We start from the raw sequence: 24,980 nt of genomic DNA, 5'->3' as shown, positions 1-24,980 counted from the left end.
CCCCCCCCCGGCCCCCCCCCCCCCCCCCCCCCGCCCGGCCGGGCGGCGCCGCCCGGCCGGGGCGCCGGGCGGACGCCGGCCGCCCGGGCCTCGGCGACGAAGCGGGCGACGAGCGGGTTGCGGTCGCCTCGCCGGTGGACGAGTCCGACGACGGTCCGGGCGCCGTCGGGGGTGATCGGCCGGAAGGCCACACCCCGCATCCGTACCCGGCGCACGCCCGCCGGGGCGAGGGACACCCCCAGCCCCGCGCCCACCAGCGCGGCGACCGTCTGCCACTCCACCGCCCGCTGGGCGACCCGCGGCTCGAACCCGGCCGCCCGGCACACCCCGACGATCCGGTCGTGCACCGTCGGCCCGCACTCGCGCGGAAGCAGGACGAACGGCTCCTCCGCCAGCCCGGCCACCGGGACGGCCCGCCGGCCCGCCAGCCGGTGCCCGGCCGGGAGGACGGCGACGAACCCCTCCGACCAGAGCGGCTCCACCACCAGGTCCGGGTCCTGCGGGGGCTCGCGCATCAGCCCCACGTCGAGGGTGTGCTCGTGCAGTGCCGCGACCTGCGGAGCCGTCGTCATCTCGCGGATCTCCAGCTCCACACCGGGCCGGTGCTCGCGGAAGGTGCGCAGCAGGTCCGGCAGCACGGTCGGTGCCAGCGAGGCCGCGAACCCGATCCGCAGCCGGCCCGCCCCGCCCGTGGCGACCCGCCGGGCCGCCGCCAGCCCGGACGCGACCTCGTCGAGGGCCCGGCGCGCCGCCGGCAGCAGCTCCTCGCCCGCCGCGGTCAGCGACACCCGCCCCGGCCGGCGCTCGAACAGCGGATGGCCGACCCGCTCCTCCAACCGCCGGATCTGCTGACTCAGCGGCGGCTGCGCCACGCCCAACCGCTCGGCGGCACGGCCGAAGTGCAGTTCCTCGGCCAGCACGGCGAAGGCGTGCAGCTGGTGCAGGGCGAGCTCGGGACGGTCCTCCATATCTCCCGGGATATCACAGCCGCACTCGCAAGGTATTGGACGTATCACGGTGGCCGCGCCTACCGTCCCTGCCATGGGAGAACGCCGGACGATCCTCAGCGGATCGCTCTTCGAGGAACGGATCGGGTACGCCCGGGCGGTGGTGGACGGGGACCGGGTACACGTCTCCGGCACGACCGGCTTCGACTACGCCGCCATGACCATCGCCGAGGACGTGGTGGCACAGGCCGAACAGTGCCTGCGCAACATCACCGCCGCACTCGCCGAGGCCGGCTGCACCCTCGCCGACGTCGTCCGGGTGCGCTACCTGCTGCCCGACCGCGAGGACTTCGAGCCCTGCTGGCCCGTGCTGCGCCGCGCGTTCGGCGAGGTCCGCCCGGCCGCCACCATGATGGTCTGCGGCCTCGCCGACCCGCGGATGAGGATCGAGATCGAGGTGGACGCACGACGGCCCGTCACCGGCTGACCGGTGACGGGCCGTCGGGAGCAGTCTGCCGGGAGCAGTCCGCCGGGACCGCGGGAGCGCCGCGGCCGCCGTCCGCCGCGGCGGCTCACACCGAGAAGCGGAGACGGCCGGCGGTGCGGCGGCGCAGCAGCCGCAGCAGTGGAGCCGGCCGGCCGGCGGGCGGTTCACCCCCGCCCCGGGCCAGGCTGGCGAGCCGGTCGGCCTCGTGACCGCGCACCGCGACGGGCGCGCCGATACCGAGGTCGCGCTCGCCGGACAGCTCGACGAGGGCGGCAACGAGTACGGAGTAGTCGCTCATTCTGAGTTCCTTTCGACTGATTACCTCTGACCTCAAGGATGACGGCCCGTCATGACAGCAGGTTTGCAGGCGGGTCTCGCTCTCATGGCGGATCGGGGACCGGAGGTTACGTCCCGGTGACCCGCCACCGGACGGTGGTGCGGACCGCTTCCCCCGGCCGCCCCTGGTCGGCCGTCGTGACCGCCCCCGGTCCGTCGGGAATCACCGGACACCCCGGCACGTTCTGCCGGGCATGACGCTTCCACCCGGTACCGAGGTCCTGCGCTACGCCGCCTTCACCGCCGACCCGGCCGGCGGCAACCCGGCCGGAGTGGTGCCCGACGCCACCGGGCTCGACGACGACACGCAACTCGCCGTCGCCGCCGAACTCGGCTACTCCGAGACGGCCTTCCTCACCGCCCGGGGCCCGCGGACCTTCGCGGCGCGGTACTTCAGCCCGCTCGCCGAGGTGCCGTTCTGCGGCCACGCCACCATCGCCTCCGCCGTCGCCCTCGCCGAGCGGATCGGCCCCGGCCCGCTGCTCTTCGAGACCAAGGCCGGCCCGGTGCCGGTCGAGGTCGCCGCCGACGCCGAGGGCCGGCCGGTCGCCACCCTGACCAGCGTCGAGCCCGCCGTCGAACCCGTCTCCGACGCGGACGTCGCCGAGGCACTGGCCGCCCTCGACTGGAGTGCCGACGACCTCGACGAGACCCTGCCGCCGCGGATCGCCTACGCCGGCGCCCGCCACCTGGTGCTGGCCGCCGCCACCCGCAAGCGGCTCTCCGAGCTCGCCTACGACTTCGACCGGCTGGCCCGGCTGATGACCCGGCTCGACCTGACCACCCTGCAGCTGGTCCACCGGATCTCCGACACCGTCTTCCACGTCCGCGACCCCTTCCCGGTCGGCGGGGTCGTCGAGGACCCGGCCACCGGCGCCGCCGCGGCCGCCTTCGGCGCCTACCTGAGTGAGCTGGAGGGCCTCGGGCAGGCCGTCCTCACCCTCCACCAGGGGGAGGACATGGGCCGGCCCGGCGTCCTCCGCGTGGAGCTGCGGGAGGGGGAGCGGCGGGTGCGGGTGAGCGGCGCCGCCGTCCGCATCCCCGACCCGCAGGGCTGACCGGATCCCCGACCGGATGCCTGATCGGCAGGGCTGACCGGATCCCCGACCGGATGCCTGATCGGCAGGGCTGACCGGATCCCCGACCGGATGCCCGATCGGCAGGGCTGACCGGATGCCTGACCGGACGCCTGATCGGCAGGGCCGACCGGATACCCGATCGGCAGGGTCGGCCGGGTGCCGGGGGCGCCCTGCCGGGCCGGCGCCACGCGGCGGGGACGGGTGGGCGCGCGTACTCCAGGGGGAGTAGGCGCGCCCACCCCGGCAGGCTGACGCCGCGGTGGCCGGACGGCGACTAGCCTTCCCGGCATGACCGACGAACCGCCGCCCTGGCAGCCGCCGTGGGTCCGTGCCGCGAAGGCGGGCTGGCCGGTCGCCTCCTCGGTGCTGGTCGCGGTCGCGCAGCTGGCCGGGACGGGCGCGGCCGCCCGCCACCAGGGCGGACGCCTCCCGCTGGACGCCCTCGGCTACCTGCTGCTCCTGCTCGGCCCTGTGCTGCTCCTGTTCCGGCAGCGCCGCCCGGTCGCCGTGGTGGTCGGCACGACGGTCGTCACCGTGGCCTACCTGCTGGCCGGCTACCCGTACGGACCGGTGTTCCTCAGCCTGGTGGTGGCCTTCTGCGCGGCCGTGAAACGCGGCCACCGCCGCGCCGCCTGGGCCTGCGCGGGCGCCTTCTACGCCGCCCACCTGCTGATCTCCTTCGCGGTGCCGCAGGACTGGCTGCGCGGTCCGGCCGCACGGCCCAACGGCTGGCAGGAGCTCGGCATCGCCGCCTGGCTGCTGCTGGTGATGGCCGTCGCCGAGATCCTGCGGTTCCGCGCGGAACGGATGGAGGCCGTCCGGGCCGCCGCCGAGCAGGCCCGGCGGCGCAGGGCCGACGAGGAACGGCTGCGGATGGCCCGCGAGTTGCACGACATCCTCGCCCACAGCATCTCGCTGATCCACGTCCAGGCCGGCGTCGCCCTCGAACTCCTCGACACCCGGCCCGAGCAGGCCAGGACGGCCCTCACCACGATCAAGGCCGCCAGCAAGGAGGCGCTCGGCGAGGTGCGGCAGGTGCTGGGCACGCTGCGCGGCCCGGACGCCGCGGCCCCGCGCAGCCCCGCCCCCGGCCTCGACCGGCTGGACGAGCTCGCCGAGCAGGCCCGCCAGGCCGGGCTCGCGGTCTCGGTGCAGAGCCGCGGTCGGGCCCGCAGCCTGCCGGCCGGGCTCGACCTGACCGCCTTCCGGATCGTCCAGGAGGCCCTGACCAACGTCATCCGGCACTCGGCGGCCCGCAGTGCCGACGTCCTGCTCGACTGGTCGGGGGAGGGGCTGGCCGTCCGGATCGACGACCCGGGTCCGGCCGGGGCGGGCGAGCCGGGCGGCTCCGGCAGCGGTCTCATCGGCATGCGGGAGCGGGTCGCGGCGGCCGGCGGCACGCTGGAGGCGGGGCCGCGGCCCGGCGGCGGATTCCGGGTCCTCGCCCGGTTGCCGACCCACGGCGGCGGCCCGCAGGATTCGACGGGAGGCGGACCCAGGTGATCAGGGTGCTGCTCGCGGACGACCAGGTGCTCGTCCGGGCGGGCTTCCGTGCACTGCTCGACGCGCAGCCCGACCTCGAGGTGGTCGGCGAGGCCGACGACGGCGAGCAGGCCGTCGCCCTCGCCGCCGAACTGCGGCCCGACGTCGTCCTGATGGACATCCGGATGCCCCGGCTGGACGGACTCGCCGCGACCCGCAGGATCGGCGAGGACCCGGCGCTCGACGGCGTCCGGGTGGTCGTCCTCACCACCTTCGAACTCGACGAGTACGTCTTCGAGGCGCTGCGGGCCGGCGCGGCCGGCTTCCTCGTCAAGGACACCGAACCGGCCGAACTGCTGCGCGCCGTCCGGGTGGCCGCCGCGGGCGACGCCCTGCTCTCGCCCGGTGTGACCCGGCGGCTGATCGGCGAGTTCGCCGCCCGCTCCAAGGCGCCGGCGGCGGGAGGCCCGACCGTGCTCGCCGCACTCACCGACCGCGAGCGCGAGGTCCTGGCGCTGGTCGGCCTCGGCCTCTCCAACGAGGACATCGCCCGCCGACTGGTGGTCAGCCCGCTCACCGCCAAGACCCACGTCAGCCGGGCCATGGTGAAGCTCGGCGCCCGCGACCGCGCCCAACTGGTCGTCCTCGCCTACGAGTCGGGGCTCGTCCGGCCCGGCTGGCTGGGCTAGCGCCGGGCCGTCGGACCGGTGCACCGGCGCCGGGGGTGGTGCTGGTTTCAGGATCCGACCTGCACCGGGGTGCAGGTCGGATCGGGATACCAGGGGGATGGTGGCGGCTGCGGCGGCGGAGAAGACTTCACCGCATGCGAACCCTGATGCGCACCGTGGTGCATACCCTCGTCCCCTTCCTCCTCCTGGCGGCCGCCGCGACCACCGCCCGTGCCGCCGGCCCGCCCTGGGTCCGCCACCTCCGCGCGGGCCGCGACGGCGCCCCGCCCGGCCCCGGTACTACGCCGGGAGTACCGCAGGTGCCGCTGGTGGGACGACGCGCGGCCGGGGCCCGTAGCGAGAGGCTCGGTGCAGTCCCCACAACAGGCATGCACCGAGGAGATGGACACCATGGACACCCTGCTCGCCCACGCGGACGGCCACTGGCCCGGCCCGTGGATCCTGCTGATCCCGTTCTTCTGGGCAGCCGTGATCCTCCTCGTCGTGCTGATCCTGCGGCGCACCGTCCGGCGCCGCGGCTACGGCCCCGGCGGCTGGCACCACGGCGGCGGCCCGCTCGCCACGCTCGGCGACCGCTACGCCCGCGGTGAGATCGACGAGGACGAGTACCGCGCCAAGCGCGCCGTGCTCACCGAGCGCACCGACCGGACCGACCGTCCCGGCGGTGCGAAATGACCGTCGTCCAGCTGCACCCCGCCGCCGCGGTCGCCGACGCGGTCAAGGTGTACGGAATCGGCGCCACCCAGGTCCGGGCACTCGACCACGTCACGGTCGAGTTCCCGGCCAGGCGGTTCACCGCGATCATGGGTCCGTCCGGCTCCGGCAAGTCCACGCTGATGCACTGCGCCGCCGGCCTCGACACGCTCACCGCGGGCAGCGCCCACATCGGCGGCACCGAGCTCGGCACCCTGAACGACCGCCGGCTCACCGAACTCCGCCGCGAGCGCATCGGCTTCGTCTTCCAGGCCTTCAACCTGGTGCCCACGCTCACCGTCCGGGAGAACATCACCCTGCCGCTCGACCTCGCCGGGAAGGCACCCGACGCGGCCTGGGTGGACGCCCTCGTCGACGTGGTGGGACTCGGCGACCGGCTGCACCACCGGCCCGCCGAGCTCTCCGGCGGCCAGCAGCAGCGGGTCGCCGTGGCCCGCGCCCTCGCCGGCCGCCCCCAGGTCGTCTTCGCGGACGAGCCGACGGGCAACCTCGACTCCCGCTCCGGCGCCGAGGTGCTCGGCCTGCTCCGGCAGGCCGTCGACACCATGGGCCAGGCGGTGGTGATGGTCACCCACGACCCCACCGCCGCGGGCTACGCCGACCGGGCCCTGTTCCTGGCGGACGGCCGACTGGTCGACAGCATGGACGCGCCCACCGCCGACCTCGTCCTCGACCGGATGAAGGCCTTCGACACCCCGGCCGGCTCCACCCGCGCCACCGCCCTCACCGCCGCCGTCAGCGCCGCCCACACCGCCGCTGACCCGGCCACCACCGAGCCGACCGCCGCGGCCCCGACCGCTGCCACCCCGACCATCAGCGCCCCGACCACCGTCCCGACCGCGGCCACCGGCCCACGGGGGAGTGACCGACGATGAACACCGCCCTGCGGATCGGACTCCGCTCGGCCCGCGCCCACCAACGCCGCCTGGTCGGCACCGTCCTCGCCGTCCTGCTCGGCGTCGCGTTCCTGACCGGCACGATGGTGCTGGGCGACACCCTGCGGGCCAACTTCGACACCCTGTTCGCCGACGCCAACGCGGGCACCGGCGCCGTCGTCCGAAGCGCCGACGTCCTGCCCGCGCAGAACGTCCCCGGCGGCGTCCGGGCACCGGTCGACACCGCACTCGCCGACCGGCTGCGCACCGTCCCCGGGGTGAGCGCGGCCGAGCCGTCCGTCCAGGGCGCCGGCCAGCTGGTCGGCCGGAACGGCGAGCCGATCGGCGGCAAGGGCCCGCCGACCCTCGCCGGGAACTGGCTCACCGACGGCACGCTCAACCCCTACCGGCTCGCCGAGGGCCGGGCACCCGCCGCGCCCGGCGAGGCCGTCATCAACCGCGGCGCGGCCGAGGCCGGCGACCTCCGGATCGGCGACACCACCGTGCTGCGCACCCCCGACCCGGTGCGGATCACCGTCGTCGGCATCGCCACCTTCGGTGCCGACGCGGACGGCATGGGCCCCTCCACCTTCACCGGGCTGAGCCTCGCCGACGCCGAGCGCCACCTCACCCCCAAGGGCGAGGGCCAGGCCAGTGCGATCCGGCTCCGCTCCGACACCCTGACGCAGCAGCAGCTCGTCGACCGGGTCAAGCCGTTGCTGCCCACCGGCGTGGAGGCGCTGACCGGGCACGCCGCGACCGCCGAGTCCACCGCCGACGTCTCCGGCCGGTTCCTGACCATGTTCACCACCCTGCTGCTGGTCTTCGCCGGGATCGCGCTGCTCGTCGCCACCTTCACCATCCACAACACCTTCGCCATCGTGGTCGCCCAGCGCACCCGGGAGAACGCGCTGCTCCGCGCGCTCGGCGCGCACCGGCGGCAAGTCCTCGGCTCCACCCTCGCCGAGGCGGCCGTCGTGGCCGTGGTCGCCTCCGCGGCCGGCCTGGTCGGCGGCATCGGGGTGGCGGCCGGGCTCAGCGCGCTCTTCTCCGCGCTCGGCTTCTCGCTGCCGACCGGCGGGATGGTCGTCGCGACCGCCTCCGTGGTGCTGCCGCTGGCCGTCGGCATCCTGGTCACCCTGGGCTCGGCCCTGCTGCCCGCCGTCCGGGCCGGTCGCACCGCACCGCTCGCCGCACTGCGCGAGAGCGCGGTGGACGACGCGGCGACCGGCCGCACCGGCCGGGTCCGGGCCGCCCTCGGCGCGGCCCTGCTGGCCGGCGGGGCGGTGCTCACGGTGCGCGGTGCGACCGACGGGCCCTCGGTGGTGCTGACCACCGCGGGCGCGGTCACGGCGCTGGCCGGCACCGTGGTGCTCGGCCCGGTCGCCGCGGCGCTGGCCGTCCGGGTGCTTGGCGCCCCGCTGCCGCGGCTGCGCGGCGTCAGCGGTGCGCTGGCCCGCCGCAACGCCGCCCGCAACCCGTCCCGGACGGCGGCCACCGCCACCGCGCTGATGGTGGGTGTCGCCGTGGTGACCCTGTTCACCGTGTTCGCCGCGTCGATCAGGGCCACCCTGGACGACACCGTCGACCGCTCGTTCGCCGGCGACCTCGCCGTCACCGCACCCGCGTTCGGCGCGGGTGGCAGCGGGGTCAGCCCGAAGCTCGCCGAGGCCGTCCGGCAGTTGCCGCAGGTCGAGCAGGCCGTTGGCCTCGGCCGCGGGGTCGCCCGGATCGACGGGCACGGCCGCGAGCTGGACATCACCGACCCGGCCCGGCTGCCCGGCGTGGTCGATCTCGGACGGGTCGACGGCAGTCTCACCGCCCTCGGCACCGACGGCCTCGCCGTCTCCCGCAGCGAGGCGGCCGCCCGCGGCTGGCACATCGGTTCCACGGTCTCCGTCGCCTTCACCGACGGCGCGGAGCCGTTCACCGTCCGGGCGCTGTACGAAGGCGGCGGCGTGGCGGGCGACTACCTGATGACCCGTGAGGCCTGGGCCCCGCACCGTGTCCAGGACAGCGACAGCATGGTGGCGGTCGCGCTGCGGCCGGGCGTCTCCCTCACCGAGGGCAAGACCGCCGTTCAGCACGTCGCGGACGGCTACGGCAATCCGCAGGTGCAGGACCGCGACGAGTACGCGGCGAGCGCCGCCGGCGGTGTGGACACCATGCTCTCCGTGGTCTACGCCCTGCTCGCGCTGGCGGTGCTGATCGCCCTGCTCGGCATCGCCAACACGCTGACGCTGGCCGTGCACGAGCGCACCCGTGAACTCGGCCTGCTGCGGGCGGTCGGACAGACCAGGGGCCAGCTGCGGTCGATGGTCCGCTGGGAGTCGGTGCTCGTCGCGGCCTTCGGCACGGTCGGCGGCCTGGGGCTCGGCGCCTTCCTCGGATGGGCGCTGGTCCGGGCCTCCGACAGCGCCGGCACCGGGTCCTTCGCCCTGCCGACCGCGCGGCTCGCGGTGGTGCTGCTGGCCGGGCTGGTCGCCGGCGCCGTCGCGGGCCTCCGCCCGGCCGGCCGCGCGGCCAGGCTGGACGTCCTGCGGGCGATCGCCGCGGAGTGAGTGCCGTCCCGCCGGGTGCCCGGGGCCGCCCGCCCGGGCACCCGGCGGGCGACGTTCGACGGGCGTTCGGCGGGCCGTCCGCCCAGGTCGGCGGCTCGCTGCGGGGCTGCACGGGGGCTGCACGGGGGCTGCGCGACGTGGCGCCCGGTCTCACCGCTCTGCTGCCCGATAAGGGTTCGCTGGAGATGCCGTAACAGTCACTTATCGTAGTCGCCTGTTACGCTTGGTGGAGGTGACGTCGTCAGGACAACGCCAGGACAAGGAGGCTCGCGATGGCGCTGCACACCGTGGACGTGGATCGCTCCGACCCGGAGTACCGGGCCTGGCTGAAGGAGGCGGTGCGCAAGGTCCAGGCGGACGCCAACCGGTCCGCCGACACGCACCTGCTGCGCTTCCCGCTCCCGGAGGAGTGGGGCATCGACCTCTACCTGAAGGACGAGTCCACCCACCCGACCGGCAGCCTCAAGCACCGGCTGGCCCGCTCGCTCTTCCTCTACGGCCTCTGCAACGGCTGGATCAGACCCGGCAAGCCGGTCATCGAGGCGTCCAGCGGTTCGACCGCCGTCTCGGAGGCGTACTTCGCCAAGCTGATCGGCGTGCCCTTCATCGCCGTGATGTCCCGCACGACCAGCCGGGCCAAGATCGAGCTGATCGAGTTCCACGGCGGCCGATGTCACCTCGTCGACGACCCCTGCGAGGTCTACGACGTGTCCGCGCGGCTCGCCGAGGAGACCGGCGGCCACTACATGGACCAGTTCACCTACGCGGAGCGCGCCACCGACTGGCGCGGCAACAACAACATCGCCGAGTCCGTGTTCGCCCAGCTGGAGCTGGAGCCGCACCCCGAGCCGGCCTGGATCGTCGCCACCGCCGGCACCGGCGGCACCTCCGCGACCATCGCCCGCTACGTGCACTACATGCAGTTCGACACCCGGATATGCGTGGCCGACCCGGAGAACTCCTGCTTCTTCGACGGCTGGGTCAACAGCGACCCCGACGCCACCTGCCCCAGCGGCTCCCGGATCGAGGGCATCGGCCGTCCCCGGATGGAGCCCAGCTTCGTCCCGGGCGCCCTCGACCGGATGATGAAGGTGCCCGACGCCGCGTCCATCGCGGCCGTCCGCATCCTGGAGGACGCGCTCGGCAAGAAGGCCGGCGCCTCCACCGGCACCGGACTGTGGGGCGCCCTGCGGATCGTCGCCGAGATGCGCGCGGCCGGGCAGGCCGGCAGCGTCGTGACCCTCATCTGCGACCCGGGCGACCGCTACCTCGACAAGTACTACTCCGACGCCTGGCTCGCCGAGCACGGCATCGACATCGACCCGTACGTCGCCGAGCTCGAGGAGTTCCTCGCCGGGACGTCCATCGGCCTGGGCTGAGCCCTTGCCGCGGGGCGGCGTCCGCCGCCCCGCCCGGTCGGCCCATCCGGTCGACCGCCATGACGACCCACCCTGATGAACCACCCTGATGACCCACCATGACGGCCCGGGGAGTGCGCCACGTACTCCCCGGGCCGACGTGTGCGGTGACCCTCGCACCGCAGCCGCGCCGCGGCCACTCCCACACCGGGCCGAAGCGCCCACCGGCCGGACGCCAGTCACGGACCCGCCGGGCGGCAGAATCGTAAACCAGGGCGAGAGTTTCGGCCAGACCCCACGGATGGATTGGCGGGCAATGGCTGGGGTCGCCACCCCGGCAGTGGGCCGGCCGCTCCGATGGCACTCCATGAGTGGACGTCAACCCGGCGGAAATACCTCCGTGCACGGGGATTGACCGTCCAAAATTCGGGCCGCTAGCGTGCCTGAAACTTGCGTAGTCAACTACGAAAAGTTTCGAGAATCGTCACCGTGTGATCGTGAAAGGGACCTCCGTGATCCGAGCGACCCGCACCGCCCTCGTGGCGGCCACCACCGCAGCCCTGGCCGTCACCGCGCTCGTCCTCCCCACCGCCTCCGCCGCCACCGGCAGCACCGCCACCGCGGGCGGCACCGGCGCGTCCGGCGACGCCCGGGCGGCCGCCGCCCCGGCGAAGGACCCGGCGAAGGACCCGGCCGCCCGCACCCTCGGCGAGCTCGGCCGCCGCGCCGGCGTGCGCATCGGCACGGCCGTGGACATGTCCGCCCTCGCCGCCGACGCCCCGTACCGGGAGAAGGCCGCGACCGAGTTCAGCTCCGTCACCCCGGAGAACGTGATGAAGTGGGAGGCCGTCGAAGCCGTCCGCGGCACCTACACCTGGGGCCCCGCCGACGACCTCGTCGACTTCGCGCGGGACAACCACCAGCTGGTCCGCGGCCACACCCTGGTCTGGCACAGCCAGCTGCCCGGATGGCTCACCTCCGGCAGCTTCACCGCGGACGAGCTCCGCGACATCCTGCACCGTCACATCACCGACGAGGTCAAGCACTTCAAGGGCCACATCTGGCAGTGGGACGTCGTCAACGAGGCCTTCAACGACGACGGCACCCTGCGCGACTCCGTCTGGCTGCGCAACCTCGGCCCGGGCTACATCGCCGACGCCTTCCGCTGGGCCCACGAGGCCGACCCCAAGGCCGAGCTGTACATCAACGACTACAACATCGAGGGCGTCAACCCCAAGAGCACCGCACTGCTCGCCCTGGTCACCGAGCTGAAGGCGCAGCACGTCCCGATCGACGGCGTCGGTGTCCAGGGCCACCTCGCCGTCCAGTACCCCGCCCCGCACGACATCGCCGACAACCTGGCGCGCTTCGACGCCCTCGGACTGGACACCGCGATCACCGAGGCCGACGTCCGGATGGTGATGCCCGCGGACGCCACCAAGACCGAGGCGCAGGCCGAGGGGTACAGCGTGCTGCTGCAGGGCTGCCTGCTCACCGAGCACTGCACCGACTTCACGGTCTGGGGCTTCACCGACAAGTACTCCTGGGTCCCGAACACCTTCTCCGGCCAGGGCTCGGCCAACCTGCTCACCGAGGACTACCGCCCGAAGCCGGCGTACACCGCGCTGCGCCAGGACCTCACCCTCGCCGGCCGGCACTGACCGACACCTCCGGCGGACCGGCCGCTCGGATGGTCGGTTCAGGGGCGCGGGGGAGGTGCCCCCCGTGAGCCCCTGCACCGACCACCCGACCCGCCGGGCACCCTTCGCGGCCGGTCCGTACGAGCCCGCTGCGCCCGCCGGGTGACCGTCGGCGCGCCGCCCACCACCGCACCGCCCGCGGGGACAGGCTGGCCGCACGGGCCGGCCCGCCGCCCGTCCCCGCAGGAGGCGACGATGCACGACGGCCCGCTGTTCTTCCCGGTGACCCCGTTCGGCCCGGACGGCGAGATCGACACCGCGGTGTACGCCGCGCACCTGGAGGCCGGGATCGCCGCCGGTCCCGGCGCGGTCTTCGCCGCCTGCGGCACCGGCGAGTTCCACGCCCTGGACCCCGCCGAGCACGCCCGGCTGGTCCGGACGGCCGGCCGGGTCGCCGCCGGCCGGCTGCCGGTCTACGCCGGTGCCGGCGGACCGCTGCCCACCGCCCGCGCCCTCGCCCGGTCCGCCGCGGAGGCCGGCGCGGACGGCCTGCTGCTCATGCCGCCCTACCTCGTCCGGCCCCCGCGGTCCGGCCTGGTGGCCTACACCCGCCAGGTCGCCGAGGCCGGCGGGCTGCCGCTCATCGCGTACCACCGCGACACCGCCCGGCTCGACGTCGGCACGGCCGTCGAGATCGCCCGGCTCCCGCAGGTGGTCGGCATCAAGGACGGCTGCGGCGACCTCGAACTCCTCGCCCGGATGATCACGGCCGTCGAGACGGCACTGCGCCCCTCCGGGAAGCGGTTCCGGTTCTTCAACGGCCTGCCCACCGCCGAGGTGACCGCGCCCGCCTACCGCGGCCTCGGCGTCCGGCGGTACTCCTCCGCCTCGTTCGCCTTCGTCCCGGAGATCGCCCTCGCCTTCCACCGCGCCCTCGCCACCGGGGACGAGTCCTCCGTCGGCCGCCTGCTGGCCGCCTTCTACCTGCCCCTGGTGGAACTGCGCGCCGAAGTGCCCGGCTACGCCGTCTCCCTGGTGAAGGCGGGGGTGCGGCAGCGCGGCCTGGCCGTGGGCGGCGTCCGGCCCCCGCTGACCGACCCCGCACCCGAGCACCTCGACCGGCTGCGCGCCCTCACCGACGCCGGACTGGCCGCCCTCGCCGGCCTCCCGGAAAGCACCGACCGTTGACCGCCGCACGGCCCGACCCCGCGCACCCGTCCGAGTCGCGGCACCCGTCCGAGTCGCCGAACCCGCCCGGCCCGCCGGAGCTGCGGATCACCGCGGTCACCGTCACCCCCGTCGCCTTCCACGAGCCGCCGCTGCTCAACGCGGTGGGCGTGCACGAGCCGTACGCCCTGCGGGCTGTCGTCGAGGTCGCCACCGACCAGGGACTGACCGGCCTCGGCGAGACCACCGCCGACGAGGGCCACCTCGACCGGCTGCACACCGCCGCCGCGGCGGTGACCGGCCTGCCGGTGCACGCCCTCGGCCGGCTGCGCGCCCGGGTCGCCGCCGCGCTCGGCGGCCGGACGGGCTCCGACCGGCACGGCCTGACCGGGCCGATCACCGCGGCCTCCATGGTGGACCGGGTCTTCTCGCCGCTGGAGGTGGCCTGCCTCGACATCCAGGGCCGCGCCGCCGGACGGCCCGTCAGCGACCTGCTCGGCGGCCGGGTCCGCGACGCCGTCCCGTACAGCGCCTACCTCTTCCACAAGTGGGCCGGCCACCCCGGCGGGCCGCCGGACGACTGGGGCGAGGCGGTGGACACCGCCGGCATCCTCGCCCAGGCCCGGCGCCTGGTCGACACGTACGGCTTCACCGCGCTGAAGCTCAAGGGCGGGGTCCGTCCGCCGCACGAGGAGGTCGAGACCGTCCTCGCCCTGCACGAGGCCTTCCCCGGACTGCCGCTGCGCCTGGACCCGAACGCGGCCTGGACGGTGGACACCGCGCTCGACACCGCACGCCGGCTGGAGGGCGTCCTCGAGTACCTGGAGGACCCGACCCCGGGCCTGGACGGCATGGCGGAGGTGGCCGGGGGGACGGCGATCCCGCTCGCCACCAACATGTGTGTCACGGCCTTCGAGCACCTGCCGCTAGCGGTCGCCCGCAGGTCGGCGCGGATCGTGCTCGCCGACCACCACTACTGGGGCGGCCTGCACCGCTCCCGGCTGCTCGCCGGGATCTGCGACACCTTCGGGCTCGGGCTGTCCATGCACTCCAACGCGCACCTCGGCATCAGCCTCGCCGCGATGACCCACCTCGCCGCCGCCTCGCCCGAGCTCACCCACGCCTGCGACACCCACTGGCCGTGGCGGAGCGAGGACGTGATCGAGCCCGGTGCGCTCACCCTCGCCGACGGCGCCGTCCGGGTGCCCACCGGGCCGGGCCTCGGCGTCGAGCTCGACCGCGACGCCCTGGCCCGGCTGCACGAGCAGTATCTCACCTGCGGTCTGCGCACCCGCGACGACACCGGCTACCGGCGCCGGACCGACCCCTCCTACCGGCGGCGCATCCCGCGCTGGTGACGGCTCCGGCTACCGCTCCACGGCACCACCACGGACGGGAGTTCGGCGGCCACCGCCTCCGTCCGGGCCGCCTTCGTCCGCAAGGGGGATCCCGAGCCGGCCCGCACCGACGCCGCCGCGCTGCTGATGGCGGCGGAGTCCGGGTTCCCCCGCTGGGTGTGGGTGCTGCAGAACGTCCGCCCCGTCGTCGTCTTCGGCGCGGCTGCGCTCGCCCTCACCACCCTCGCCCTCGCCTGACGGGACGAGCCCCCGCCTTGCGCCCCCGCGGGCCGGCTCAGGCGAGGACGACCTCGTCGATCAGCTCGCGGGCCGTCTCCACTGCCTCGGAAGGCAGCCCGGCGTCCGTCACCCAGGTGTCGACCTCGGACAGCTCCGCGAAGGTGGACAGGCCGACCGTGCCCCACTTGGTGTGGTCGGCCACCAGCACCGTCCGCCGCGCCGAGGCGACCAGCGTCCGGTTGGTCTCCGCCTCCGCCAGGTTGGGCGTGGTGAGGCCGGCCTCCGGCGAGACCCCGTGGGTGCCGAGGAACAGCAGGTCGAAGCGGAGCGAGCGGATCGCCCGGTCCGCCACCGGGCCGACCAGCGCGTCCGAGGGCGTCCGCACCCCGCCGGTCAGCACCACGGTGGCGGCCGGGCCGCCCGCGCGGTGCGCCTGCTCGAAGACCTCGGACACCGGGACGGAGTTGGTGACCACCGTCAGCCGCTCGATCCCGGTCAGCTCACGGGCCAGCGCGTAGGTGGTGGTGCCGCCGGAGAGGGCGATCGCCGCGCCGGGCGAGACCAGCCGGGCGGCCGCCCGGGCGATCTGCTCCTTGGCTGACAGCTCCAGCGCGGACTTCGCCGCGAAGCCCGGCTCGTGGGTGCGGGCCGGACCGGCCGGCACCGCGCCGCCGTGCACCTTCTCCACCGCGCCGACGCGGGCCAGCGCGTCCAGGTCCCGACGGATCGTCATGTCGGAGACGTTCAACTGGCGGGTGAGTTCGTTGACCCGGACACCGCCGCGCCGCCGCACCTCGTCCAGGATCAGTGCCCGGCGCTGTTCGGCGAGCATCTGGGCGTTGTCGGTCACGGATCCTCCTGCGGTCGGCTCCGGGCCATCCTCGCACGCGGCCCGGCCGCCGAAGCCCTCGAGAAGCCCGGGACTCCGAGAACGCCGGCGGCCGACGGTAACGCCGCAACGCCGCAACGCCGCAACGCCGGGACCGACGGTAACGCCGGCGGCCGGCCGGCCCGGTCAGAGCGGGAGGTCCGCCGGGACGAGCAGCTGCAGCTCCTCGGTGGACGGGTCGGCGAGCTGGGCGACCCGCATCGCGTGCCGCTCCACCATCGTCTCGAACACCTGCCGGGCCGTCCGGCCGTTGCCGAAGGCCGGTCCGCGCTCCAGTCCGGCGAAGTGCTCGTGCAGCGCCTTCGCGGTCGCCTCGGCGAGCGCGTACTCGTGCTCGGCGCACTGGGCGCGGGCGATCTCCAGCAGCTCGTCGGCGCTGTAGTCGGGGAAGGTGACCGTCCGGGAGAACCGCGAGGACAGGCCGGGGTTGGCGACGAGGAAGCGTTCCATCTCGGCGGTGTAGCCGGCGACGATCACCACCACCTCGTCCCGGTGGTCCTCCATCAGCTTCACCAGGGTGTCGATCGCCTCCCGGCCGAAGTCCCGCCCGCCGTCCTCCGGCGCCAGCGCGTACGCCTCGTCGATGAACAGGACCCCGCCGCGGGCCCGGTCGAAGGCGGCGGCGGTGCGGATCGCGGTGGAGCCGATGTGCTCGCCGACCAGGTCGACCCGGGCCACCTCGACGAGGTGGCCGCGCTGCAGCACCCCGAGCGAGGCCAGGATCTCGCCGTACAGCCGGGCGACCGTGGTCTTGCCGGTGCCGGGGGCGCCGGTGAAGGCCAGGTGCCGGCGGAGCGAGGGGGCCTTCAGCCCGGCCTTGCGGCGGCGCCGGCCGACGGTGATCAGGTCGATCAGGGTGCGCACCTCCTGCTTGACGGTGGCCAGGCCGACCAGGGCGTCCAGTTCGGCGAGCGCCTCGTCGGCGGGGCGGCAGTCGGGGATCGGCGCGATCGCGGCCGCCCCGGCCGGGGCCGGACCGGCGCTGGTCAGCCGGGCCGTCGCCGGCAGCAGCGCGGGACCGGCAGCAGGCCCGGCCGCCGGTGCGAGCAGCGGCGGGTACGGCGGGGCGGGGGCGAGCGGCGGCGCCGCGGGCAGCGCGGCGCGCGGCACCGGCAGCGCGGGCGGCGGCGGGGGGACGTCGTCCGAGACGCAGCCCTCGGTGACCGGGCCCGCCTCGGAGAACTCGAAGCCGGCCCGGCCGTTCTGCTCGGCCCGGCAGCGGGTGAGCACCGTGCGGCAGCCGTCGATGACGTGGAAGCCGAAGCCGCGGCCGTGCGAGACCCGGCAGTCCTCGAAGGTGCCGCGGCCCTGGGCCGAGACGTACACCCCGGCGTCGCCCGCGCCGCGCACCGTGCACTCGCGCAGCACCGGGTCGGCGCCCTTGGCGACGATCACGCCGGTGGCGACGTCGGCGATCTCGCAGCCGGTGAGCAGGCCGCCGCTGCCGTGGTCGCGGAACCAGAGCCCGGTGCCGGCCTCCTGGATCCGGCAGTCCGTCAGGTCGGCGGTGGCGCCGCCGCTGACCGAGACGGCGGAGGAGCGGATCCGGCTGAACGAGCAGTCGGCGGCGCTCGCCCGGGAGTCGCGGTCGAGCACGAACAGGGCGTCGGGGAGGTCGTGCAGGGTGCAGTCGGCGAGGGCGAGGCGGGCGCCGTCGCTGACCCACAGCGCCGGGTAGTCGCCGCCGGCGGAGTGGATCTCGCTGCCCTCGGCCTCGACCTCGGTGCCGGCGTCCCAGACGGAGAGCGCGCCCCGGCCGAAGGTGTGCAGGGTGCAGCGCTCCAGCCGCAGCCGGGCCCGGCCGCGCAGGTCGGCGGCGTTCTCCGGCAGGTCGTGGATGCGGCAGCCGGCGAGCAGCAGTTCGGCATCGGTGTCCAGGGTGAGGCCGTTGCCGGTGACCCGGTGCACGGTGCAGTCGGTGAGCCGGCCGACCGCGCCGTCCTCGGCCTGCACGCCGCTGCCGCGGATCTCGTAGATCTCGCAGCCGGTCAGTTCGGCGCCGCTGCCGGCGCCGGTGAGCAGGAGTCCGGCGCCGCCGGTGTGGTGGACCTTGCAGCGGTCCAGGACGGCGGCGGCGCCGCCGAGCACGGCGATGCCGGCCTGGCCCGCGGCGGAGACCTCGCACTCCTGGAGGCCGGCCCGGGCACCGGGCCGCAGCCGCACCCCGAGGCCGGCTGGGTTGGCGACGGTGCAGGAGCGGAGCACGGCGGAGGCGCCGTCGCCGAGTTCGACGCCGGCGGAGGCCTGGGTGTCGATCCGGCAGCCGGTGAGGCGGGCGCCGTCCGCGGTGACCAGGACGGCGGGCAGCGAGCGGTCGGAGCCCTCGACGATCACGTCCTGGACGGTCGCGGCGGCGGCGACGGTCAGCGGCACCCCGCCGGGCGGGCTGATCCGGACGCTGCCCGGGCCCTCGGCGGCCAGCACGGTGACCGGTTTGTCGATCACCACCGCCTCCCGGAAGACGCCCGGCCGCACGGTCACGGTGTCGCCCGGTTCGGCGGCCGCCAGGGCCTCGTGGAGCGTGTCGTACTCGCCGGCGCGGCGCCGCCAGCGGGACCCGCTGTCCTGCGTGACCCGGACCCTCTGTTCTGCCATGCGGTCTGTCATCCCCACCTTCGTCGAAGCCCTGCGATGGTCGGCCGCCCGCGGGGTGCCCCCGGCCGTGGCGCGGGGGCGTCCGCGCACTACAACGAGTGGGCGACGGTGCGGTGCCGGTCAGCGCCGGGCGTCCGGCTGCGGCCGCGGGCCCTCCTCCAGCACGGTGACCTCGTCGCCGACCCGCAGGGTGCCGAGCAGGTCGCCGGTGACGCCCTCGGGACGCTCCGGGACGAGGTTCTGGCCGAAGACGAGCTTCTTGCCGAAGCGGCGGTGCCGGCCGAGCGCGAGCAGCGGCTCGGGGCCGCGGCGCTCGCCGGTCTCCTGGTCGGTGGTGGTCACCACGCAGCGGCCGCAGGGCTTGGCGACCCGGAAGACCACCTCGCCGACCCGGATCCGCCGCCAGCCGTCCTCGGCCCACGGGCCGGTGCCGGAGACGACCAGGTTGGGGCGGAAGCGCTCCATCGGCAGCGGCTCGGCCCGCCGGTCGCCGGCGGGGTGGTCGGCGGCGAGGTGCTCGTTGAGCGCGGCCAGCGAGGCGGTGGTGGCGAGCAGCAGCGGGAAGCCGTCGGCCATGCTGGTGGTCTCGCCGGGCCGGCTGTACTCGGGGTCGATCCGCCGGCTGCCGGCAGGGTCGTCGAGGTGCAGCAGGCGGACGTCGCCGAGGCGGTCGGAGAACCAGACCTGTGCCTCCTTCGCGGCCTCCACGGCGGGGAAGAAGGTGCCGAAGACGTCGGCCTGCGCGGCCGGGTCGCCGGCGGCGGCGCTCGGTGCGGGGATGCGGATGCTCGCGCCGTCGGGGTCGGTGACGGTCAGTGAGCCGTCGGCGTGCGGCAGGGTGCGGTACTGGCCGAGGGAGGGGTCGTCGCGCTGGGTGACGGCGCGGCCCGCGGGGTTGGCGAGCATCCAGCGGCGGTCGCCGGCGAGGCCCCACGGCTCCACCCCGGCGCTGTCCGGGCTCAGCCGGTAGGTCGACTTGACGGGATAGACGTGGAGGGCGGTCAGCTGCGGCATGCCCCCATCCTGCCAGTCGGCGGCGGTGCTCCGGTGCCGCGGCCGGGAATGCGCGGAGGCCGCCCGGTCCGCCTGGTACGGCGGGCCGGACGGCCCCGGAGAGGAAGACCTCGTGCCCTTGCTCCGCCCGGCGCCCTCGTTCGCCGGGGTGGTGCGGCTTCGGTCAGCCGGCCTGCGGGTAGTACGCGGGGCCGGGGTACTGCTGCTGGACGGGACGGACCGGGGCGACCGGTGCGGCCGGGCGCAGCTGGTTGCCGCCGAAGCTCTGGTCGGCGAAACCCTGCTGCGGGCCCTGGCCGAAGCCCTGCGCACCGAACTGCTGGCCGGACATGCCCGAGGGCGCCGACGCGAAGCCGTTCTGGCCGCCGAAGCTCTGCCCGGTCTGGTACCCGGCCTGGGGGGCGGGGGAGACCGGCGCCTGCGGGCGCTGCGGGGGGAGGTACGGCTGCGGGCTGCCGTACCCGGGGACGGCCGGCTGCGGGGCCGCCGCGTACATCGACGGCGCGGTCTGCGCCGGGATGTACGAGGTGGCGGGGCCGCTGCTGGGGCCGGGGCCCAGGGCGAGGCGGGCCGGCGGGAGCGCGGGCAGGTTGCTCACCGGGCTGTCGAAGCCGGTGCTGTAGCCGCTGCCGTAGCTGCTGCCGTAGCCGGAGCCGTAGGTGGCCGGGGGCAGGGCCGCCGGCACGTTGATGGGCGCGATCTGCGGGACACCGCGTTCTGCGACGAGGCTGTCGTAGATGGGCGTGCCGGAGGAGAAGGACGGAGAGGGGTAGCCGACTCCGTCGTAGGAGCGGGGCGAGGTCATGGGGCATACCGTAAGCCCACAACGTGCCTGCTGAGGAGAGTGGAAGAGGTGGGATTTCGACCGTTCACACAGTCTTCGCTCGATCGAAACGCTCGAAAGTGTGCAAATCCGACATACTGTCGACCAGTTCAAGCCATCCGATCCCCCTGACTGCCGGTCGAACGCCGGGCGAACCGCCGACGTCGGCTCGTCGGACCCTCGGCCGTCCGAAACCGGAGGGCGTGCGGTGCGGACCGCGCGCCGGTGGGCCCGGCCGCCTCGCGGACGGACCGGACCCGCCGGAGAAGCCGCACGTCAGCCGACGTGTACGCTCTGCGCCGGGAAGCCGGGACGGCCCGCCAGCTCCGTCGTGCAGTGCGCGCAGCGGACGGCCGCGACCGGCACCGTGCTCAGGCAGTCCGGGCAGTCGGCCTTCGCCACCGGCACGTCCTTGCGCGGCTCGAAGCGGGCCTGCAGCCGCCCGACCGGCACCACCACGGCGAAGTAGATCACCGCGGCGATCAGCACGAAGCTGATCAGCGCGTTCAGGAACGCCCCGTACGGGAAGACGGTGCCCGCGACGCTGAAGGACTCCTTGCTGTAGTCGCCGACCGCGCCGCTGGCGATGCCGATCAGCGGGGTCAGGAACGCCGTCACGAAGCCCGTCACCACGGCCGTGAAGGCCGCGCCGATGACGATGCCGACCGCCAGGTCGACGACGTTGCCGCGCAGCAGGAAGCTGCGGAATCCCTTGAGCACCGGGTGACTCCTCGAAATGCGTGGGGCCGCGCCGGCCCGGCCCGGCCGGGCCTTTCGGCCCCGCCGGCCATCCTGCCGAGGCCGGACGGCGCGGTCCAACCGGCGTCACCCGTTCCGCCCAGTCGTCGTACCGGGTTGCGCTCCGGGTGGGCCGGGCCGTGCCCGCGGGCGGCCCCGCAGGCCCCGCCCGCGACACCCCACGGACCGTCAGATCCCGGCGGCCCGGAGCCGATCGGCGTGCGCCTGCACCTTCACCACCGCCCCGGCCACCCGCCGCACCGCCGCCGCGTCCATGTGCGACCAGAGCGGCACCGTCAGCACCGAGTCGGCCAGCCGGTCCGTCAGCGGCAGCGCCCCCGCCCGCCCGAGGTGCGCGTAGGCGCGCTGGCGGTGCACCGGCGGGAAGAAGTAGCGGCGGGTGTCCACCCCCTCCGCCTTCAGCGCCCGGCCGAGCTCCGCGGCACCGAGGCCGAAAGCGGCCGCGTCCACGATCAGCGTCAGGTCCTTGAAGGTCGAGGTGTCGCCCGGCTCCGGCAGGGCGAGCCGCAGCCCCGGCAGCCCCGCCACCGCGGCCGCGAACACCTCCACCAGCGCCCCGCGGTGCGCCACCCGCTCGGGCAGGCCGGTCAGCGAGGCCAGGCCGACCGCCGCGTGCAGCTCGCTCATCCGGGCGTTCAGCCCGGGGAAGAGCGTGTCGTAGTCGCCCGGGTTGCCGTAGTCGCGGGCGGTGCGCAGGGTCGCCGCGAGCGAGGCGTCCCGGGTGGCGACCAGGCCGCCCTCACCGGCCACCGCCACCTTCGTCGGGCTCATCGAGAACACCTCCGCCAGCCCGAAGCCGCCGATCGGCACCCCGCCGCGGGCGCTGCCGAAGCCGTGCGCGGCGTCGTAGACCAGCGGCACCCCGGCCGCGTCCGCGACCTGCTGCAGCCGTTCCACCTGGCAGGGGGTGCCGTACACGTGGGTGGCCATCAGCGCGGCCGGCCGGTCGGCGGCCTTCAGCCGCGCCTCGGCGTCCTCCGGGTCGAGGGTGATGTCCTGTTCGCGGGCCTCCGCGAACAGCGGGGTGCCGCCCGCCCAGTGCGCGGCGTGCGCGGTCGCCGAGAAGGTGAAGCCGGGCATCAGCACCGGCCGGCCGCCGCCCACCCCGGCGGCCTGCAGCACCAGCATCAGACCGGCCGTGCAGTTGGAGACCGCCACCACGTGCGGCACCCGCAGCAGCTCGGCGGCCCGCTCCTCCAGTTCGGCGACCGTCCGCCCGTTGGTGAGCTGGCCGCTCTCCAGCACGGCGGCGATCCGGGTCAGCGCCTCGTCGGCGTGCGGGACCTTCACCCGGGTCAGCGGCAGGCCGTCGGGGAAGGCCGGGGTGCCGCCGAGGGCGGCGGGCGTGTCGAGGTCGGTGGTCGTCATGGTCGGGTCGATCCCCCCTGGGTCGGTCGGTTGCCGGGTGTCCGCGCGGAGGCGGGTGCCGCCGCGGCGGGGTCGGGCGGTGCCGGCCCGGACGGTGCGGCACCACCGGGCGGCGGCTCGGGCCGGCCGCCCCACTGGCCGGGCTGCACCCGCCACAGCGGCGGCCGGGAGTGCGCCCGCACCCGCGGGCGGTCCCCGTCCGGCCGCGGCACGGCGAGCAGCACCAGCACCAGCGGCAGCACCTGCACGCGTTCGCGCGACAGGATGCCCATGTTGTTGATGGTCGAGAACGCCCAGCAGAACAGCAGGGTGTAGACGATCGTGAAGGCGACGTAGGAGCGCCGCAGGAACCACCGCGGCACCTGACTCAGCCGCGGCCAGCTGCGGATGAACAGCACCAGCAGCGCGAAGCACTCCACCGACTGCACCAGGTTCTGCACGTTCGACGCCTCGAACGGGAAGGGCCGGAACAGCACGCTGACCACCGCCACCGGCAGCCCCGCCGGATTCAGGCTGAACTGCGGCGACTCGTCGTCCGCCGCCTGGTTGATCACCGACCCGCCCTGCGAGGTGCGCCGCGAGGTCTCCGACAGCACCTGGTTGACGCTGTCGCCGCCGGTGCCGCTCGTCCCGAAGAACGTCGACACCTGCTGCAGCATCAGCATCACCATCACGCCCAGCACCACCACGGTGAGCACCGTGCGCAGCGGCCCCAGCGCGCTCACCTGCTGCGGCCGCCGGCGCAGCACGTACGCCACCGTCAGGCCCGCGCCGGCCAGCACGGTGACGTGCGGACGGACCATGCCGGTGCCCAGCGAGCCCAGCGCGATGCAGAGGAACGCGCCGAACCGGCGGTCCAGCAGCCGCGCCACGCCGTAGGTGGTCAGGCCCAGGCAGAACATCATCCAGGCGTCCTTGCCGATGCTGGACGGCCAGAACAGCAGCGACGGCAGGAAGAACACCAACTTCGCGTACCGCCGGGAGTCCGCCTCGGGGAAGGCGATCTGCAGCGCCCGCCAGAACAGCAGCAGACCCCAGAAGCCCAGCCAGGAGAACACCAGGAAGCCGCCGACCAGCGACGGACCGGTGATCGCGTACACCACGCCGGTCACGATGATGATGAAGCCCGTGCCGGCGACCTTCATCCCCAGGTCGTAGTGGAACGTCCCGGAGAGCGGGCTGTGGGTGTCCAGGAACAGCGCCAGCTCGCTGCCCCGCTGGTGGTACATCTTGGCGTCGGCCGCGCCGCCGTACAGCACGAAGGCCATCAGGTACCGCGGGAAGGCGCACAGCAGCTTGAGCGCCATCGCCAGCATCAGCAGCCGGAAGACGTCCTTCTCCGGGTTGGCGGCGGCGACCCGCGCCAGGACCGGCGTGCCGATCGCCATCAGCGCGGGCAGGACCAGCAGCGCCCCCCAGGTGTCGTACCCGGTGTGCACCATCGCCAGCACGAACAGCGTCACGTAGCCGACCACCAGCGCGGCCGCCACCGCCGACGGCCAGGGCACCCGCCGGGCCAGCGCGGCCACCGCCGTCACCGCCGGCCTCGCCGCGACCGCCGGAGCGGCCATCAGAAGACCTCCAGGTCGCCCAGGTTGAACCGCCAGTCGGCCGGGATCCGGCCCGCCGTGAGCGGACCGGACGGGGACCGGGCGGCCAGCACCATCCCGGTGCGCGGAGCCGTCAGGTAGCCGCTGCGCCGGGCGGCCGCGGCGGCCTCGGTGCCCGCCGCGAGGTGGCCCGCGACGTGGTCGCAGCCCGCCTTCGCGGCCTGCTTCAGCAGCCGCGCCGCGCTGCCCCGGTCGCCCGGCCGGACGATCACGTCGGCGAGTGTGAACTCGGCCAGCGGCCCGCGCCGCCGCGGCCGGCCGAACGCCACCCCGGTCAGCTCGCCGCCGCGGTGGCAGGTCAGCACCCGGTAGTCCAGGCCGGGCGCGTCGCCGTACCGCCAGCGCAGGAAGTCCGCGGTGCGCCGGACGGCCAGCCGGGTGTCGGTGACGTCCGCGGCCGCCCGCTCCCGCAGCAGCTCGTCCAGACCCTTCCGCGGGCCGGCGAACCAGTCCTCGGCGGTCGGCAGCGAGCACACCGGCGGGCCCGCCGTACCCGCCCCGCGGCGGGCCAGCGCCGCCCGCGCACCGCGCGCGAACGCCGCCGGCCGGGCCACCCGCACGGCGATCGGCACCCGGCCGAGCTCCCGCCAGCCCATCTTCAGGTAACCCGGCAGGCTGTTGCCGTTCGGCGTGTTGAAGACCAGCTCGGTGTCGCCGGAGACCTCCTCCAGCAGCCGCAGCGTCAGATCGCGGAAGATCCCCCGGCCCTGGAACTCCGGGTGGGTTGCGGTGTCCACCGGCCGGACGGCCGGCACGGGCCGCCCGCCCGCCTGCCACTGCCAGCGCAGGAACAGCCGCACCCCGGCCAGCCGCCCGCCCGCCTCCTCGGCGACCAGGCCCGGACTCGCACCGAACGGGTTCCGCCGGTGCTTCCACTCGAAGAACTCGGCACTGCGCGTGCCGGTCGGCCCGCCCGCCAGCGAGGCGGTCAGCAGGTCCAGCACGGCGGGCGTGTCGGCGTCCACGAGCGGACGGTACGTCAGCCCGGCGCTTGACTCGGTCATCTGGGT

At 75.2% G+C, this 24,980-nt stretch carries 20 protein-coding genes and 1 pseudogene; 11 read left to right on the top strand and 10 right to left on the bottom strand.

Annotated features, from left to right (window positions below):
* The coding region (locus ABD353_RS20345) for a LysR family transcriptional regulator (protein WP_344625079.1) at positions 1–968 on the bottom strand (968 nt) is incomplete at its 3' end.
* A 73-nt stretch (positions 969–1,041) separates the two neighbouring features.
* On the opposite strand from ABD353_RS20345, the gene ABD353_RS20340 reads away from it, so the two are divergent.
* Positions 1,042–1,434 (top strand): RidA family protein, encoded by a 393-nt coding sequence (locus tag ABD353_RS20340; protein ID WP_344625078.1) that lies wholly within the window; start codon positions 1,042–1,044, stop codon positions 1,432–1,434.
* 85 nt (positions 1,435–1,519) lie between these two features.
* On the opposite strand, the gene ABD353_RS20335 is transcribed toward ABD353_RS20340, so the two are convergent.
* On the bottom strand, positions 1,520–1,732 hold the full coding sequence (locus ABD353_RS20335) for a hypothetical protein (RefSeq protein ID WP_344625077.1): 213 nt from the start codon (positions 1,730–1,732) through the stop codon (positions 1,520–1,522).
* A 232-nt stretch (positions 1,733–1,964) separates the two neighbouring features.
* On the opposite strand from ABD353_RS20335, the gene ABD353_RS20330 reads away from it, so the two are divergent.
* The 10 genes and pseudogenes from ABD353_RS20330 to ABD353_RS20285 all read left to right on the top strand — a co-directional run bounded on the left by ABD353_RS20330 (position 1,965) and on the right by ABD353_RS20285 (position 14,693).
* The gene (locus ABD353_RS20330) at positions 1,965–2,828 is read left to right on the top strand and encodes a PhzF family phenazine biosynthesis protein (protein WP_344625076.1); all 864 of its coding nucleotides are present in this window, start codon (positions 1,965–1,967) and stop codon (positions 2,826–2,828) included.
* A 309-nt stretch (positions 2,829–3,137) separates the two neighbouring features.
* A complete protein-coding gene (locus tag ABD353_RS20325) occupies positions 3,138–4,352 on the top strand; it encodes a sensor histidine kinase (protein ID WP_344625075.1) in 1,215 nt (404 codons plus the stop codon).
* Positions 4,349–5,020 carry a response regulator gene (locus ABD353_RS20320; RefSeq protein ID WP_344625074.1) on the top strand — a complete coding sequence of 224 codons (672 nt, stop codon included), beginning with the start codon at positions 4,349–4,351 and terminating at the stop codon, positions 5,018–5,020. The genes ABD353_RS20325 and ABD353_RS20320 overlap by 4 nt, the downstream gene beginning before the upstream one ends.
* Before the next feature lie 381 nt (positions 5,021–5,401).
* A complete protein-coding gene (locus ABD353_RS20315) occupies positions 5,402–5,695 on the top strand; it encodes an SHOCT domain-containing protein (protein WP_425555205.1) in 294 nt (97 codons plus the stop codon).
* Positions 5,692–6,435: pseudogene (locus ABD353_RS20310) on the top strand (ABC transporter ATP-binding protein); the annotation flags it as partial. The gene ABD353_RS20315 and the pseudogene ABD353_RS20310, both read left to right, overlap by 4 nt.
* Before the next feature lie 170 nt (positions 6,436–6,605).
* Positions 6,606–9,170, top strand: coding sequence for an ABC transporter permease (locus ABD353_RS20305; RefSeq protein ID WP_344625072.1), 2,565 nt, complete (start codon positions 6,606–6,608; stop codon positions 9,168–9,170).
* A gap of 272 nt (positions 9,171–9,442) precedes the next feature.
* On the top strand, positions 9,443–10,549 hold the full coding sequence (locus ABD353_RS20300; protein WP_344625071.1) for a PLP-dependent cysteine synthase family protein: 1,107 nt from the start codon (positions 9,443–9,445) through the stop codon (positions 10,547–10,549).
* Positions 10,550–11,043: 494 nt separating this feature from the next.
* Positions 11,044–12,189, top strand: coding sequence for an endo-1,4-beta-xylanase (locus ABD353_RS20295; protein ID WP_425555209.1), 1,146 nt, complete (start codon positions 11,044–11,046; stop codon positions 12,187–12,189).
* A gap of 234 nt (positions 12,190–12,423) precedes the next feature.
* Positions 12,424–13,356, top strand: coding sequence for a 5-dehydro-4-deoxyglucarate dehydratase (locus ABD353_RS20290; protein WP_344625069.1), 933 nt, complete (start codon positions 12,424–12,426; stop codon positions 13,354–13,356).
* Between the two features lie 80 nt (positions 13,357–13,436).
* Entirely contained in the window at positions 13,437–14,693 is a 1,257-nt protein-coding gene (locus tag ABD353_RS20285) for a glucarate dehydratase family protein (protein ID WP_344625092.1), read from the top strand.
* A gap of 274 nt (positions 14,694–14,967) precedes the next feature.
* Here the strand turns inward: ABD353_RS20285 and ABD353_RS20280 are convergent, their stop codons facing one another.
* From ABD353_RS20280 to ABD353_RS20245, 8 genes are all read right to left on the bottom strand, one after another.
* A complete protein-coding gene (locus ABD353_RS20280; RefSeq protein WP_344625068.1) occupies positions 14,968–15,762 on the bottom strand; it encodes a DeoR/GlpR family DNA-binding transcription regulator in 795 nt (264 codons plus the stop codon).
* A 165-nt stretch (positions 15,763–15,927) separates the two neighbouring features.
* Positions 15,928–18,396, bottom strand: coding sequence for a right-handed parallel beta-helix repeat-containing protein (locus ABD353_RS20275; protein WP_344625067.1), 2,469 nt, complete (start codon positions 18,394–18,396; stop codon positions 15,928–15,930).
* A gap of 120 nt (positions 18,397–18,516) precedes the next feature.
* Entirely contained in the window at positions 18,517–19,410 is an 894-nt protein-coding gene (locus ABD353_RS20270) for an MOSC domain-containing protein (RefSeq protein ID WP_344625066.1), read from the bottom strand.
* A 163-nt stretch (positions 19,411–19,573) separates the two neighbouring features.
* Positions 19,574–20,215: a DUF6643 family protein gene (locus ABD353_RS20265; RefSeq protein WP_344625065.1), complete on the bottom strand. Its 642-nt coding sequence runs from the start codon at positions 20,213–20,215 to the stop codon at positions 19,574–19,576.
* 294 nt (positions 20,216–20,509) lie between these two features.
* Positions 20,510–20,953 carry a large conductance mechanosensitive channel protein MscL gene (mscL, locus tag ABD353_RS20260; RefSeq protein ID WP_344625064.1) on the bottom strand — a complete coding sequence of 148 codons (444 nt, stop codon included), beginning with the start codon at positions 20,951–20,953 and terminating at the stop codon, positions 20,510–20,512.
* A 207-nt stretch (positions 20,954–21,160) separates the two neighbouring features.
* Entirely contained in the window at positions 21,161–22,360 is a 1,200-nt protein-coding gene (locus ABD353_RS20255; RefSeq protein ID WP_344625063.1) for a DegT/DnrJ/EryC1/StrS family aminotransferase, read from the bottom strand.
* Complete coding sequence (locus tag ABD353_RS20250; protein WP_344625062.1) at positions 22,357–23,931, bottom strand: hypothetical protein; 1,575 nt, start codon at positions 23,929–23,931, stop codon at positions 22,357–22,359. Before ABD353_RS20250 ends, ABD353_RS20255 begins: the two co-directional genes overlap by 4 nt.
* The gene (locus tag ABD353_RS20245; RefSeq protein ID WP_344625061.1) at positions 23,931–24,974 is read right to left on the bottom strand and encodes a GNAT family N-acetyltransferase; all 1,044 of its coding nucleotides are present in this window, start codon (positions 24,972–24,974) and stop codon (positions 23,931–23,933) included. Before ABD353_RS20245 ends, ABD353_RS20250 begins: the two co-directional genes overlap by 1 nt.
* Positions 24,975–24,980: the final 6 nt, after the last annotated feature.

The sequence above is a fragment of the Kitasatospora arboriphila genome, from assembly GCF_039528095.1.
Classification (GTDB): domain Bacteria; phylum Actinomycetota; class Actinomycetes; order Streptomycetales; family Streptomycetaceae; genus Kitasatospora; species Kitasatospora arboriphila.
This window is presented reverse-complemented; position numbering and strand designations above follow the sequence as displayed.